Source organism: Ewingella sp. C233 (assembly GCF_055407225.1).
The window spans coordinates 510,325-525,304 of sequence record NZ_JBUZRI010000002.1 but is presented as its reverse complement, the minus strand read 5'-3'; the positions used below and the strand labels follow the sequence as shown (position 1 = coordinate 525,304).

General features: G+C 54.3%; 11 protein-coding genes. 10 read left to right on the top strand and 1 reads right to left on the bottom strand.

Features of this window, described 5'->3' with window-relative positions; translation table 11 throughout:
* Positions 1–182: 182 nt before the first annotated feature.
* From mreB to tldD, 7 genes are all read left to right on the top strand, one after another.
* Positions 183–1,226 carry a rod shape-determining protein MreB gene (gene mreB / locus ACZRKO_RS14835; RefSeq protein ID WP_463738006.1) on the top strand — a complete coding sequence of 348 codons (1,044 nt, stop codon included), beginning with the start codon at positions 183–185 and terminating at the stop codon, positions 1,224–1,226.
* Positions 1,227–1,500: 274 nt separating this feature from the next.
* Positions 1,501–2,508, top strand: coding sequence for a rod shape-determining protein MreC (mreC, locus tag ACZRKO_RS14830; protein ID WP_463738005.1), 1,008 nt, complete (start codon positions 1,501–1,503; stop codon positions 2,506–2,508).
* Entirely contained in the window at positions 2,505–2,993 is a 489-nt protein-coding gene (gene mreD, locus ACZRKO_RS14825; RefSeq protein WP_463738004.1) for a rod shape-determining protein MreD, read from the top strand. Before mreC ends, mreD begins: the two co-directional genes overlap by 4 nt.
* A gap of 7 nt (positions 2,994–3,000) precedes the next feature.
* Positions 3,001–3,594: a Maf family protein gene (locus tag ACZRKO_RS14820; RefSeq protein ID WP_463738112.1), complete on the top strand. Its 594-nt coding sequence runs from the start codon at positions 3,001–3,003 to the stop codon at positions 3,592–3,594.
* Complete coding sequence (rng, locus tag ACZRKO_RS14815; RefSeq protein ID WP_463738003.1) at positions 3,584–5,053, top strand: ribonuclease G; 1,470 nt, start codon at positions 3,584–3,586, stop codon at positions 5,051–5,053. Before ACZRKO_RS14820 ends, rng begins: the two co-directional genes overlap by 11 nt.
* A 107-nt stretch (positions 5,054–5,160) precedes the next feature.
* Positions 5,161–9,009 carry an AsmA2 domain-containing protein YhdP gene (gene yhdP / locus ACZRKO_RS14810; protein WP_463738002.1) on the top strand — a complete coding sequence of 1,283 codons (3,849 nt, stop codon included), beginning with the start codon at positions 5,161–5,163 and terminating at the stop codon, positions 9,007–9,009.
* Between the two features lie 111 nt (positions 9,010–9,120).
* The gene (tldD, locus tag ACZRKO_RS14805) at positions 9,121–10,566 is read left to right on the top strand and encodes a metalloprotease TldD (RefSeq protein ID WP_463738001.1); all 1,446 of its coding nucleotides are present in this window, start codon (positions 9,121–9,123) and stop codon (positions 10,564–10,566) included.
* A gap of 47 nt (positions 10,567–10,613) precedes the next feature.
* Here the strand turns inward: tldD and aaeR are convergent, their stop codons facing one another.
* Positions 10,614–11,555 (bottom strand): HTH-type transcriptional activator AaeR, encoded by a 942-nt coding sequence (gene aaeR, locus ACZRKO_RS14800; RefSeq protein WP_463738000.1) that lies wholly within the window; start codon positions 11,553–11,555, stop codon positions 10,614–10,616.
* Positions 11,556–11,821: 266 nt separating this feature from the next.
* Between aaeR and aaeX the strand changes: the two genes are divergently transcribed.
* From aaeX to aaeB, 3 genes are read left to right on the top strand one after another with little or no spacing between them, the layout of a single operon-like run.
* Positions 11,822–12,025 (top strand): p-hydroxybenzoic acid efflux pump operon protein AaeX, encoded by a 204-nt coding sequence (gene aaeX, locus ACZRKO_RS14795; protein ID WP_463737999.1) that lies wholly within the window; start codon positions 11,822–11,824, stop codon positions 12,023–12,025.
* 7 nt (positions 12,026–12,032) lie between these two features.
* Positions 12,033–12,968 (top strand): p-hydroxybenzoic acid efflux pump subunit AaeA, encoded by a 936-nt coding sequence (gene aaeA, locus ACZRKO_RS14790; protein ID WP_463737998.1) that lies wholly within the window; start codon positions 12,033–12,035, stop codon positions 12,966–12,968.
* Between the two features lie 6 nt (positions 12,969–12,974).
* Positions 12,975–14,930, top strand: a complete 1,956-nt coding sequence (gene aaeB / locus ACZRKO_RS14785) for a p-hydroxybenzoic acid efflux pump subunit AaeB (RefSeq protein WP_463737997.1) — start codon at positions 12,975–12,977, stop codon at positions 14,928–14,930.
* Positions 14,931–14,980 lie beyond the last annotated feature (50 nt).

The window sequence follows — 14,980 nt, the reverse complement described above, 5'->3', positions numbered from 1 at the left end:
TCTGGGATTCGGAAATTGAATGCAGCATGTTTTGCAGTCAGAGTAACTGCAGGTTAAGTCGCCGACATCGTGGACAATTTCACCGAAGCAGGACGTTTTTACGCCTTGTCGCTGCTTCGCGTGGTTGGTAAAGTAGGCGGATTTTATTTTCCGCCCCCAGCTAGCAGGATTATCCTTTCGTTATGTTTAAGAAATTTCGTGGCATGTTTTCCAACGACTTGTCCATCGACCTGGGTACCGCCAATACCCTCATCTATGTAAAAGGACAAGGCATCGTGCTGAATGAGCCATCAGTTGTGGCTATTCGTCAGGATCGTGCTGGTTCACCTAAAAGCGTTGCGGCTGTCGGCCATGATGCTAAACAGATGTTGGGTCGTACTCCCGGCAATATCGCGGCTATTCGCCCGATGAAAGACGGCGTTATCGCTGACTTCTTCGTGACCGAAAAAATGCTGCAGCACTTCATCAAACAGGTTCACAGCAACAGCTTCATGCGCCCAAGTCCGCGCGTGCTAGTCTGCGTGCCGGTCGGCGCTACGCAAGTAGAACGTCGCGCCATCCGTGAATCTGCACAAGGTGCGGGTGCCCGTGAAGTGTTCCTGATTGAAGAACCAATGGCTGCGGCGATCGGTGCAGGTTTACCTGTTTCCGAAGCAACAGGTTCCATGGTTGTAGATATCGGCGGTGGTACTACAGAAGTGGCGGTTATCTCGCTCAACGGCGTGGTCTACTCTTCTTCTGTACGTATTGGTGGTGACCGCTTCGACGAAGCCATCATTAATTATGTGCGCCGTAACTATGGTTCACTGATTGGTGAGGCTACGGCTGAACGTATCAAGCACGGTATCGGTTCTGCTTATCCAGGTGATGAAGTCCACGAGATCGAAGTGCGTGGCCGTAACCTGGCTGAAGGCGTCCCACGTGGCTTTACCCTGAATTCCAACGAAATTCTGGAAGCGCTGCAAGAGCCTCTTACCGGCATCGTTAGCGCGGTGATGGTTGCTCTGGAACAGTGTCCACCAGAACTCGCTTCTGATATCTCTGAGCGCGGTATGGTTCTGACCGGCGGTGGCGCATTGCTGCGTAACCTCGATCGCCTGTTGATGGAAGAGACCGGTATTCCGGTGATCGTTGCAGAAGATCCGCTGACCTGCGTTGCCCGCGGCGGTGGTAAAGCGTTGGAAATGATCGACATGCACGGCGGCGACTTATTCAGCGAAGAGTAGTCTGAGCGAAAACGTTAGAGTTTCAGCGAAGCTCGTTATAGCAAAGACTCTATTTAGCGAAGATTGGTCTTGCCCGCAAAGGTAGCTGTCAGTCTGGTGAAACCTGCTGCGTGAAAGTATGCAGTGTCAAATTGGGGTCGAGCACTGAACTGACTGGATAAGTAATTATTCAGTCAGGGTGTGCACGACCTCATTCGCTTGCTGCTTTCCTGTCAGGGTTATCTTTCACTTCGATTGGCTGATACCTTTTGTTGCCGAGGAACTCGCATATTTTATGAAGCCGATTTTTAGCAGGGGGCCTTCCCTGCAGCTGCGACTTTTTTTGGCTATTCTCACGGCCATCGTCCTGATTTTTGCCGACAGTAAAATAGGTGCGTTCGTTAAGATCCGTACCTATATGGACACTGCCGTCAGCCCTTTCTATTTTTTGTCGAATGCCCCGCGTGAATTCTTGGATCAGGTCTCCACGACGTTTGCGACCCGCCAGTCCCTTGAACTCGAAAACCGTGCATTGCGTCAGGAACTGCTACTTAAAAACAGCGATCTGATGCTGCTGGGTCAATTCAAGCAGGAAAACGCCCGTTTACGTGAACTCCTTGGTTCACCGCTGCGTCAGGATGAGCACAAGATGGTGGCGCAAGTGCTCTCGACCAGCAATGACCCTTACAGTGATCAGGTGGTTATCGACAAGGGGAACCAGAACGGTGTCTATGTTGGCCAGCCGGTGATCAGTGATAAAGGCGTTGTGGGTCAGGTGGTCGCCGTGGGTGCCCTGACCAGCCGCGTCTTGCTGATTTGCGATGCCTCACATGCCTTGCCGATTCAGGTCTTGCGTAACGACATCCGCGTCATTGCCGCCGGTAGCGGCTGCACCGACGATCTCCAGCTAGAACATTTGCCAAGCAACACTGATATTCGCGTAGGTGATGTGTTGGTCACCTCCGGTCTGGGTGGTCGCTTCCCTGAAGGGTATCCGGTTGCGGTGGTCTCCTCGGTGAAAGTCGATAACCAGCGTGCCTACACGGTGATTCAGGCGCGTCCGACGGCCGGTCTGCAACGTTTACGTTATCTGTTGCTGCTGTGGGGTTCGGACCGCAACGGGGATAAGCCGCTGCCACCTGATGAAGTTCATCGCGTTGCCAACGAACGCCTGATGCAAATGATGCCGCAGGTTCTGCCACCTCCGGGTGACATGGGCCCACCTGCACCGGTGCCGCAACCTGCTACGGGAACCGTCACTACGCCTGTGTCGCCACGGCCTGCTGCCGGGAGCACGCAATGAATCGCTACCGGAGCCACGGGCGTTGGATAATTTGGCTATCCTTTCTGATAGCCATGTTATTGCAGGTGATGCCATGGCCCCAAGAGATCTACATGTTTCGCCCCTCGTGGCTGATGCTGATCCTGATTTACTGGGTGATGGCGCTGCCGCACCGGGTTAACGTGGGGTCAGGTTTTATCGTTGGATTCGTGATGGATCTTATCCTGGGTTCTACACTGGGTGTACGCGCGTTGGCGCTGGCGATGACCGCGTATCTGGTGGCGTTTAAATTCCAGCTTTTCCGCAATATGGCGCTCTGGCAGCAGGCATTAATTGTCATGCTGATCTCGCTTGCTGTGGATGTGATGGTTTTCTGGGCCGAGTTTTTGGTGGTTAACGTTTCGTTCCGCCCTGAAGTTTTCTGGAGCAGCGTGGTAGACGGGATTCTGTGGCCATGGCTTTTCCTGCTGATGCGTAAAATCCGCCGTCAGTTTGCTGTTCAATGAGGAAATGATGACCGCACTTTATCTGGCTTCCGGTTCTCCACGTCGTCGTGAGTTATTGGCTGTTCTTGAATATGCGTTTGAGCGTCTGGTGACGGATGTTGCAGAAGAACAGCAGCCAGGCGAAGCGCCTGCCGATTACGTCGTGCGGCTCGCCTGTGATAAAGCGCAGGCCGGTGTGAAAGTGGCACCGCAGGATCTCCCTGTGCTGGGTGCAGATACCATTGTGGTCCTTGATGGCAAAGTGCTTGAGAAGCCGCGTGATGAAACCGAAGCAGCTCAAATGCTTGCTTCGCTCTCCGGTCGTCAGCATCAAGTGATGACCGCGGTAGCCCTGGCAGACCGAAATACTTATCGCAGTACGCTGGTTGTGACTGATGTCACCTTCCGCTCACTATCCGCGGAGGATATTCAGCACTATATTCTGAGCGGAGAGCCCATGGATAAAGCGGGCGCATACGGAATTCAGGGAAAGGGCGGTTGTTTCGTCCGTGAAATTCGCGGCAGTTACTATGCAGTCATGGGGCTTCCTCTGGTGGAAACTCAGGAGTTGTACGGTGACTTTGTTGCATTACGCGAGCTTAGGAGAAAGCATGACAGCTGAATTACTGGTCAATGTTACCCCGTCGGAAACCCGGGTGGCTTACATTGACGGTGGCATTTTGCAAGAGATCCACATCGAGCGTGAAGCCAAGCGCGGTATTGCAGGCAATATTTACAAAGGGCGCGTTAGCCGGGTACTTCCCGGTATGCAGGCGGCCTTTGTAGATATTGGCTTAGAGAAAGCGGCCTTTTTACACGCCTCAGACATCATGCCACACACCGAATGCGTGGCCCGTGATGAGCAGAAAAACTTCAACGTGCGAGACATCGTCGAGCTGGTGCATCAGGGCCAGGATCTGATGGTGCAGGTGGTGAAAGATCCGCTCGGCACCAAAGGCGCGCGCCTGACCACTGACATCACGCTGCCTTCGCGTTATCTGGTTTTCATGCCGGGTGCGTCGCACGTGGGCGTTTCCCAACGTATCGAAAGCGAAGCGGAACGCGAACGCCTGAAAAAAATCGTCTCGGAATATTGTGATGAGCACGGCGGCTACATTATCCGTACCGCCGCTGAGGGCGTTGGCGAAGAAGAGCTGAAACAAGACGCAGCATTCCTCAAACGTTTGTGGACCAAAGTTATGGAACGCAAACGTCGCAATAAAACTAAGTGCAAGCTGTATGGCGAACTGGCACTGGCGCACCGCGTGCTGCGCGATTTTGCAGGCGAAGCACTGGACCGTATTCGTGTTGACTCGCGTCTGACCTATGAATTGCTGGTGGAGTTCACCAGTGAGTACATTCCGGAAATGACCGCCAAGCTTGAACACTACAGCGGCAAGCAGCCTATTTTTGACCTGTTTGATGTTGAGAACGAAATCCAGCGTGCGCTGGAACGTAAAGTCGAACTCAAGTCAGGCGGTTATCTGATTATCGATCAGACTGAAGCCATGACCACCGTGGATATCAACACCGGTGCGTTCGTCGGTCATCGTAATCTTGAAGAGACTATCTTCAATACCAATACCGAAGCCACTCAGGCCATCGCGCGCCAGCTGCGTTTGCGTAACCTTGGCGGCATCATCATCATCGACTTTATTGATATGTCCAATGAAGAGCACCGCCGCCGCGTGTTGCACTCGCTCGAGCAGGCGCTGTCCAAAGACCGCGTGAAAACCGGTATTCACGGTTTCTCTGCGCTGGGCTTGGTGGAAATGACGCGTAAACGCACCCGCGAAAGCGTTGAGCATGTGCTGTGCAGTGATTGCCCGACCTGTCACGGTCGTGGCACGGTGAAAACGGTCGAAACCGTCTGCTACGAAATACTCCGCGAAATCGTGCGGGTTCATCACGCCTATGACGCTGACCGTTTCCTGGTATATGCCTCTGCCGCTGTGGGTGAAGCGTTGAAAAGTGAAGAGTCACACGCGCTGGCCGAAGTGGAAATCTTCGTCGGTAAACAGGTTAAAGTTCAGGTTGAGCCGTTGTACAACCAGGAACAGTTCGACGTGGTGATGATGTAATGCCGGTTACTGCTTCGCGGGTAGGGTGTGAAACAGTAGCGGGAGTGATTTCCATTGCAGTCTGAGCAGGTAAAAAACCGCGCAGAATGGAAGACAAGGAGAGGTGTGTGAGGCGACTGCCCGGAATAGTGTTAACCACGTGCGCAACGATTGTCGTGATCGTTGCGCTGGCGATCAGTGGTTTGCGTCTGGCTTTACCTCAACTCCATCGCTTTCAGGAGCAGTTGGTTGATAAGGTGCAGTCGGTTACCGGCGTGCCTATCACCTTGGATCAAATCAGCGGCAGCTGGCAAACCTACGGGCCGACGCTGGAGCTGAAAAAACTCAGCGTGAGCCTGTCTGACTCCTCCGTTAAAGTGGAGCGCGTGACGCTGGCGCTCGACGTCTGGCAGTCCCTGCTGCATTTCCGTTGGCAGTTCCGCGACCTGACCTTCTACAACCTTGATCTGGATACCAACGCCACGTTTGGCGGAAATTCTCAGGACAGCAAAGGCTTCGAAGCCAACCGCATTAGCGATATTTTCCTCAAGCAGGTTGACCATTTCGATCTGCGTGACAGCCATATTTCTTTCCTGACGCCTTCCGGTTCGCGAGCCGACATCTCTATTCCCCAATTGACCTGGCTGAACACTCACAACCGCCATCGCGCTGAGGGCTTCGTCAGCCTGTCGAGTTTTAACGGCCAGCACGGCGTCGTGCAGTTGCGTATGGATCTTAACGACAACAACGGCCTGCTCAATAACGGCAAAATATACCTGCAGGCTGACGATATCGACATGAAGCCGTGGTTCAGCCGCTGGTTACGCAGCAACACCGGTCTGGAAAGTGCGGACTTCAGCCTGGCGGCCTGGCTGACGGTACGCGATGGCGATATTTATGCCGGTGATGCCTGGGTGAAAAAAGGGGCGGCGACCTGGAGAAGTGAAGGCCAGGAGCACCGGCTGGATGTTGATAACATGACGCTTCACGGTAACCGTCAGGGCAACGGCTGGCAGGTCAGCACCCAACAAATCAACCTGAAAACAGACGGACAGGCGTGGCCTAAAGGCACCCTGAGTGCGCTTTATTTACCCGAAAATACCGGGTTCCTCGGGGCATCGCAGGGAGATGAACTCCGTCTGCGCGGCACACAGCTGCAGCTTGAACGCCTCGGGCCGATTATTCCGACCTTCTCCTTTCTGACGCCGGAACTGCTTGAACGCTGGCAGGATCTGCAACCGAAAGGAATGGTTGATACGCTGGCGCTCGATATTCCGCTCAAACAGCCCGATCACACCCGATTTGATGCCACATGGCACGATGTCACCTGGCAGCGCTGGAAATTGCTGCCGGGCATCAACCATTTCAGCGGCGCATTAAAAGGCAGCGTGCAGCGCGGGCAGTTGACGGTGAATTTGCAAGACAGCGAGCTGCCGTACGGTGAAATGTTCCGTGCGCCGCTTGAAGTGAGTTCTGCGCAGGGGACATTCAACTGGAGCTACAACCAGGATGGGTGGGGACTTTGGGCCAAAGACGTAGATGTCAAAGCCAACGCGCTGTGGGCGCACGGCGATTTCCACTATGACCAGCCTGCTAAGGGTCAGCCATGGCTGAACATCCTGACGGGTATCCGTCTGTATGACGCCGGTCAGGCGTGGCGCTACTTCCCGGAAACCCTGATGGGCAAACATTTGGTGGATTACCTCTCCGGAGCGATTCAGGGCGGGCAGGTGGACAACGCCACGCTGACGTTTAACGGTAATCCGCACGATTTCCCGTTCAAAAAGAACGAAGGGCAATTCCAAGTCTGGGTGCCGCTGCGTCATTCGACATTCCAGTTCGAGCCGGAGTGGCCGGCACTGACCAATCTGGATATTGACCTCGACTTTCTCAATGATGGCCTGTTTATGAAAGCGGCCCATACCAAATTGGGTAAAGTCGATGGCAATAACGTCGTCGCTAATATTCCGGACTATCTGAATGAAAAACTGATCATTGATTCGGAGATCAAAGGGGCGGGCAAAGACATTGGCGCCTACTTTATGGATACTCCGTTAAAAGGCTCTCTGGGCGCGGCCCTTGAAGAGCTACAGATTGGCGGCGATGTGAGTGGTCGCTTACATCTGGACATTCCTCTTGACGGCCAGATGGTGCGTGCCACGGGCGGCGTCAGCCTCAACAATAACAGCCTGTTTATCAAACCACTGAACAGTACTATCGAACACCTCAGCGGCCAGTTCAGCTATGACAACGGCAATTTGCAAAGCAATCAGCTCACTGGCAGCTGGTTCGGTCAGCCGCTGACGACGCAGTTCAACACCCATGAACTGCCCGACGATTACACCATTAACGTCGGCTTAGCAGGCGACTGGCAACTGGCCAAAATCACCGGTATACCTGCCGTCGCCGCCAGCAAAATCAGCGGCAGTGCACCATGGAAAGGCACGGTAAATATCTCCCTGCCGCACAAAGGCGAACCGAATTACAGCGTAACCGTTAGTACCGATCTGAAGAATGTGAGCAGTCACTTACCTAGCCCGCTGGATAAAAAAGCTGGTCGCAATTTGCCGCTGAATGTCAACGTGAAGGGCGGGCTGAAAAGTTTCGATCTTACCGGCGTTCTGGACGGAAAGGACCGCTTTAACAGCCGCTGGCTGTTGGGCAAGCAATTGAAACTCGATCGCGCAGCGTGGCAGATGAATACCTCGAAGACGCCGCCACTGCCGCAGACCAGCAGCCTGACGCTAAATCTACCTGCACTCGATGGCGAAAGCTGGCTGGCCCTGATATCACCCGATGGCGCAACCAGCGGCAACAGTAAAGGGTCAGGCAAAGAGAGCGCACCAGCGTTCAGCTTCCCGCATGAGATCTCTCTGACTACGCCGCAATTGACGCTGGGCGGCCAGGTCTGGAACGACCTCCTGATTCGCTCGACTCAGACCGACAACGGGATGAGCGTGATGGCGAAGGGAAAAGAGATCGACGGGACACTCATGATGAATGATCGTGGCCCGTGGAAAGCTGATATTCATTACCTTTATTTCAACCCGCAGTGGAGCGTCGCTGACGCGGCCAGCGGCGGTAAATCCTCGCAGAATCCTTTTACTGAAAACAAGATCTCCTTCTCCGGATGGCCTGCATTACAGCTGCGTTGCGAGGCCTGCTGGTTCCTCGGGCAGAGCTTCCGCCGCGTCAATGCGGACATCACGCCAGACGGCGATCAGCTGTCGCTGCGCAACGGACTTATCGACACCGGTGTTGTGCGTCTAGATGTGCAGGGCGACTGGAAGCAGAACGGCCCCGGAGAAAGTACCGGTCTGAAAGGCAAACTCTCCGGCAAGGATATTGAAGCTGCTACGTCGTTCTTCGGTGTGACTACGCCGCTGCGCGGTGCGCCATTTAATATCGATTTTGATCTGCACTGGAAATCCGTGCCGTGGAAGCCAGATCTGAAAACATTTAATGGCACGATGAAAACCGATCTCGGCAAAGGTGAAATTGTTAACCTCGGCGGTGGACGTGCCGGGCAGCTGTTGCGTCTGGTGAGCTTCGACGCTCTGATGCGCAAACTGCAACTGGACTTCAGCGACACCTTCGGCAAAGGCTTCTATTTTGACTCGATCAAATCCACGGCGTGGATTAAAGATGGCGTCGTTCATACCGATGACCTGCTGGTTGACGGCCTGGCGGCGGATATTGCCATGTCGGGCAGTGTGGATCTGGTGAATCAGCGTCTGAATCTGGAAGCGGTGATCGCGCCTGAAATTTCAGCCACCGTGGGCGTCGCGACGGCGTTTGTCATCAACCCGATTGTCGGAGCAGCGGTCTTTGCAGCCAGTAAAGTACTGGCGCCGTTATGGAATAAAATTTCACTGATCCGTTATCACATCGACGGCACTATCGCCGAACCAAGAATTAATGAGGTTCTGCGCCAGCCAAGACCTGCGAAGGAGCCTGCTGCGGCCGCTGCTCCCTAATTGCGCAGCTGTGTTAGGCTACCTATAACCCGTGTTACGATGGCATGGTCTGGCTGTGAATGAGTTATCTTCCGGTCGGGTTAATTCATCCCCAAAGAGAGTGAAAAATCTATGAGTCTGGCCTTAGTCAGTGAGCGGTTACTAACCGCCAATAATCTGAGTCATCAAGACCTGTTTGCAGTGTTAGGTCAGCTGGCTGAACGCCGTCTCGACTATGCCGATCTCTTTTTTCAATCCAGTTTCCACGAAGCCTGGGTGATTGAAGACAGCATCATCAAAGATGGCTCTTACAATATCGATCAGGGCGTGGGCGTGCGTGCCGTCAGCGGTGAGAAAACGGGTTTTGCTTATGCCGACCAAATCACCCTGAATGCCCTGAATCAAAGTGCCGCTGCGGCGCGCAGTATTGTGCGTGAGCAGGGTAATGGCAAAGTCCACACCTTGGGCGAAATTGCTTATCAGTCTCTCTATCCAATCCTCGATCCGCTGCAAAGTCTGTCGCGTGAAGCCAAAATTGACCTGCTGCACCGCGTTGATCGTGTGGCGCGCGCTGCTGACAAGCGAGTTCAGGAAGTTAGCGCCAGCATCACCGGCGTGTATGAAAGTGTACTGGTAGCCGCCACTGACGGCACGCTGGCAGCGGATATCCGCCCGCTGGTAAGGTTGTCGGTGAGCGTGCTGGTGGAAGATGATGGCCGCCGTGAGCGTGGCTCCAGCGGCGGCGGCGGTCGTTTTGGTTACGACTACTTCCTAGAAACCGTGGATGGCGAAGTACGTGCCGAAGCTTACGCGCGTGATGCCGTTCGCATGGCGTTGCTTAATCTGAATGCCGTCGCAGCCCCGGCGGGTGGAATGCCCGTCGTGCTGGGCGCGGGCTGGCCAGGCGTGCTGCTACATGAAGCGGTCGGTCACGGTCTGGAAGGCGATTTTAACCGTCGCGGCACCTCAATGTTCAGCGGTCAGATGGGCCAGTTAGTGGCGTCCGAGCTTTGCACCGTGGTCGATGACGGTACTATGCCCGGACGTCGCGGATCGCTGGCGATTGACGATGAAGGCGTCCCTGGCCAGTACAATGTGCTGATCGAAAACGGTGTGCTGAAAGGTTATATGCAGGACAAACTGAATGCGCGTCTGATGGGCGTTCCGCCAACCGGCAACGGCCGCCGTGAATCTTATGCGCACCTGCCGATGCCGCGCATGACCAACACCTACATGCTGGCGGGGAAATCCACTCCGGAAGAAATTATCAGCAGCGTAGAATACGGTCTGTATGCGCCGAACTTTGGCGGTGGGCAGGTGGACATCACCTCCGGCAAATTCGTCTTCTCAACCACAGAAGCGTATCTGATCGAAAAAGGTCGTATCACCAAACCGGTGAAAGGCGCGACGCTGATTGGTTCCGGTATTGAAGCCATGCAGCAGATCTCTATGGTCGGTAACGACCTCGCGCTGGATAAAGGCGTTGGCGTTTGCGGTAAAGAAGGCCAGAGCCTGCCGGTCGGTGTCGGCCAGCCGACGCTGAAACTCGACAATATTACCGTGGGTGGCAGCGCGTAATTGCGACTTTCTATGCGGTTATAGCGGGAACCTTCGGGTTCCCGTTTTTATTTCGACGCGTTCTGCCCCGTCTTTCCCTGCCGGTATCCCTGATACACCTTGCCCACTTGTTTGAAATACTCGGTCAGATAGTTAATGCAAACCTGCACTTTCAGCGGCATTTTGTCTTTTTCGGTATACAGCGCGTAGACCGGGCGCGGGTCAGACTGATAGTTACTGAACAGAATCTCTACGTTGCCGGCATGAATTTCATCAATGATCCACATTAGCGGCACATAAGCGATGCCCACTCCGGCCTTTAGCCAGCGGATCATGGTTTGCGCGTCATTAGTGACGAAACGTCCCTGAGGCGAAATACGTGTGGTAATACCTTCGGGGGCGATTAACTCAAAATCGCTGTCGGGCCGTACACTATATTCAAGCCATGAGAAGTTAACCATATCGGCCGGTTTCTCCGGTGTGCCGTGCTGGCTCAGATAGCTGCGCGCCGCGCAGACGACCATTGGCATCGAGCCCAGCCGTTTGGAGAACAAACTGGAATCCTGAAGCGCACCAACGCGGATCACCACGTCGAGGCCATCGGCAATCAGATCCGGTGCGGGAATACCGGTAACCAGGTTAACTTTCAACCCCGGATATTCCACGAGCATCTCAGCGGTCATCGCGGCTAATACGTTTTGTGCCATTGTTGATGAGCTGCCGATGCGCAATGTGCCGGTGGGCGTGTTGTTGAAGGCATATAATTGCTCATGCACTTCGCGCACGTCCTGCAGCATTTTCAGGCAACCCTGATAATAAATTTTGCCAGCTTCCGTCAACCCAAGACTGCGGGTGCTGCGGTTTAACAGTTTGACTTGTAACTCATTTTCCAGTTTCGATATCGTCTGGCTGATGGCGGAAACGCTCATATCTAGGCGACGGGCGGCTGCGGTAAAAGAGCCGCTTTCCACCACCTGAGCGTAAATCGACATGCGTTTTAATCGGTCCATTGTTAACTCTGGCTTAAAAGTGATTGTGATCACAGAATGTTGATAACTTGATAATAAGCACGCTAATATACCGCCCTGGGTGAAAAATCTCAGGTTCGGCATTGACTGGCGGTATCTCTGCTTACCTTCGCACACTTCCCTGGCAAATCCATGGTCTCTTTACTAAATTCTGGCTCTCAGAAAGAGGCGGTATTGTCTAAAATAATGAATAATGCGCGGATGTAGCGAGGGGCAGTTTCCCGCTGCGCTTAATTAAGGAATTATGCATGAGTTTGCTTCCGGTAATGGTGATTTTCGGATTGTCGTTTCCTCCGGTGTTTTTTGAAATCCTGCTGGCGCTGGTAGTGTTTTTCCTGCTGCGACGGTTATTACAACCTACCGGGATTTATGACTTTGTCTGGCATCCGGCGTTATTTAACACAGCACTGTATTGCTGTTTGTTCTATCTGATTTCCTGCTTCTTCATCTGAGGGTGTCGTGAAAAACTTTTCTATAAAAATAATACGTTACGCAATAACGTTAATCCTTGTCGTCCTTGCTTGCATCGCGATCTTCCGGGCGTGGGCGTTCTATACTGAATCACCCTGGACCCGTGATGCCAAATTCACCGCTGACGTGGTTTCCATCGCGCCTGACGTCACCGGGCTGGTCACCGATGTGCCCATCGTTGACAACCAGCTGGTGAAAAAAGGCCAGATTCTGTTCAAAATCGACCAGCCGCGCTACCAGCAGGCGCTTGATGAGGCCACGGCTGACGTGGCTTACTATCAGGCACTGGCTGCCGAGAAAAAACGTGAAGCGGGCCGCCGTGTAAAATTGGGCGTGCAGGCCATGTCTCAGGAAGAGATTGATCAGGCGAATAACGTCTTGCAGACCGCGCAGCATCAGCTGGCTAAGTCTCAGGCCGCGCGCGATCTGGCGGTGCTGGATCTCCAGCGCACTGTAGTGACGGCCCCTGCTGACGGCTGGGTGACCAACCTTAACGTGCATCCCGGCAACTATATCAACCGTGGCTCGACGGCTGTCGCGCTGGTGAAGAAAAACACATTCTATATTCTGGCCTATCTGGAAGAGACCAAACTGTCTGGCCTGAAAAAGGGTGACCGCGCTGAAATCACGCCGCTCGGCAGCAACCGCATCATGCACGGCACCGTAGACAGCGTCGCGGCGGCAGTTACCAACAGCTCCTCTTCTGCGGCCACCAATGGTCTGGCGACTATTGACAGCAACCTCGAGTGGGTGCGTTTGGCGCAGCGTGTTCCGGTAAAAATTGTGCTTGATGATGCCGACCAGCAGCATCCGTACCCGGCGGGTACCACGGCGACCGTGGTGATCACAGGTGAGCGCGACAGACAACCAGAACATCAGTCCCCGTTTGCCAGATTGCTGCATCGCTTACGTGAGTTCGGTTAAGGCACGATGAATAACCAATTCATCCCGCGCGTCAGATTTGCTTTTAAGCTGACGTTTGCGATCCTCGGCGCGCTGGTGCTCGGTTTCTATTTGCAGCTGGAGACCCCGCGCTGGTCTGCCATGACGGCAGCCATTGTGGCCTCGGGCCCGGCTATGGCCGCCGGTGGCGAGCCGTTTGCCGGTGCCATCCGTCATCGTGGTTTTCTGCGTGTGATTGGGACGTTTTTAGGTTGTATCGCGGCAGTGGTGATCGTGATTGCCACGGCGCGTGCGCCGGTGGTCATGCTGCTTTTATGCTGTATGTGGGCCGGAGTCTGTACTTGGTGGTCTTCTCTGGTGCGCGTCGAAAATTCCTACGCGCTCGGGCTTGCAGGTTATACCGCGCTGATTATCGTCGTCACCTCCGCGGCCTCTCCGCTTCAAACCCCGCAATTTGCCGTCGAGCGTTGCAGTGAGATCGTGCTGGGTATCTGCTGCGCTATCGTGGCTGATCTGCTGTTTTCACCACGTTCCATCAAAAAAGATATCGACCGTGCGGTCAGCCAGCTGCTGCTCGATCAGTTCGCACTGATGCGCATTTGTATCAATCGCGGTGAAAAGGAAGATATCGATAAGTCGTGGAGTAACCTGATTAAAAGCACCACGGCGCTGAACGGTATGCGCAGCAGCCTGATGATGGAGTCTTCCCGCTGGCAGCGTTGTAATCAGCGGCTGAAAGCCCTGCACAGCACCTCACTCAGCATGATCACACAGGCATGTGAAACGTATCTTATCCTGCAAAACTCACCGGATCGCATCACGCCCGAAGTGAAGGCCCTGTTTGCTGAACCGGCAGAAACGGTGGTTGACGTTCACCGGCGCATAAAACAGCTGCGTCAGGCAATCTCCTCAACGCGCGGCGACGATATTCTGCTGACTGTCAGCAGTTGGATCGGCGCGGGGACGCGGGCACTCATGTTGCTAAAAGGTATTCATACCAACAGCAGTATCAGCAGCGTGGAAAGCAACGTGCTTAGCAGCGAAGTGGTGGTGAAACCGGCCTCAGCCGAACGCCATCACGCCATGATTAACGGTCTGCGTACCTTTGTTGCCACCGCCTCCGGTTGCCTGTTATGGCTGTGGACCGGCTGGACCTCCGGCAGCGGCTGCGTGGTGATCATCGCGGTAGTGACGTCGCTGGCCATGCGTACCCCGAATCCGAAAGGGATGGCCCTCGACTTTATCGTCGGGATGCTGCTGGCGATCCCGGTCGGTTCCATCTACTTTATGTTGATCATGCCCGCGACCCAGCAAAGCCTGTTCCTGCTCTGCTTGTGTCTTGGTTTGTTTACTTTCTTTGTCGGCATCGAAGTGCAGAAACGGCGCCTGGGGATGCTGGGTTTACTGGCCGGGACTATTAACGTGCTGGTGCTCAGTAACCCGATGAAATTCAACGTTACGGCGTTTCTCGATAATGCAACCGGGCAGGCGATTGGTACCATTATCGCGCTGGTGGTGTTACTGCTGATCCGTGATAAATCCCGTGAGAGAACCGGCCGCACCTTACTCAATCGCTTTATGAGCAGTGCGGTATCGGCGCTGACCACCAAGGCGTATCGCCGCCGCGAAAACCATCTGCCCGCTCTCTATCATCAGCTCAACCAACTGCTGGTGATGTTCCCGAATGACATCGGTAAATATCGTCTGGCGCTGATGTTGATCATCGCCCATCAGCGGATGAAAATGGCGGAAATTCCGGCCAGCGAAGAGCTGTCAGCGTTCCATAAACGCATCCGTAATACCGCCGACCACGTGGTCTCTTCGGGAGAAGGCAAGCGCACGTACTATTACCAGCGGCTGCTGTCGGAACTGAACGAGTACCAGCAAAAACTGGTGGAATATGACGCCCCGCGGAAAGTCACCGAGCCGGTAAAACGACTGGCGGAGATGCTGCACAAATACCAGCATTCGTTCCTTGCCTGAGAGCCAGGAGCCGCAAAATGGGCCGGTGCCTTCAACAGCACCGGCTTTTT

Coding starts and splice junctions, on each gene's coding strand:
- aaeB (WP_463737997.1), top strand. CDS start 12,975: ATGAATAACCAATTCATCCCGCGCGTCAGATTTGCTTTTAAGCTGACG.
- tldD (WP_463738001.1), top strand. CDS start 9,121: ATGAGTCTGGCCTTAGTCAGTGAGCGGTTACTAACCGCCAATAATCTG.
- aaeR (WP_463738000.1), bottom strand. CDS start 11,555: ATGGACCGATTAAAACGCATGTCGATTTACGCTCAGGTGGTGGAAAGC.
- mreD (WP_463738004.1), top strand. CDS start 2,505: ATGAATCGCTACCGGAGCCACGGGCGTTGGATAATTTGGCTATCCTTT.
- ACZRKO_RS14820 (WP_463738112.1), top strand. CDS start 3,001: ATGACCGCACTTTATCTGGCTTCCGGTTCTCCACGTCGTCGTGAGTTA.
- mreC (WP_463738005.1), top strand. CDS start 1,501: ATGAAGCCGATTTTTAGCAGGGGGCCTTCCCTGCAGCTGCGACTTTTT.
- mreB (WP_463738006.1), top strand. CDS start 183: ATGTTTAAGAAATTTCGTGGCATGTTTTCCAACGACTTGTCCATCGAC.
- aaeX (WP_463737999.1), top strand. CDS start 11,822: ATGAGTTTGCTTCCGGTAATGGTGATTTTCGGATTGTCGTTTCCTCCG.
- rng (WP_463738003.1), top strand. CDS start 3,584: ATGACAGCTGAATTACTGGTCAATGTTACCCCGTCGGAAACCCGGGTG.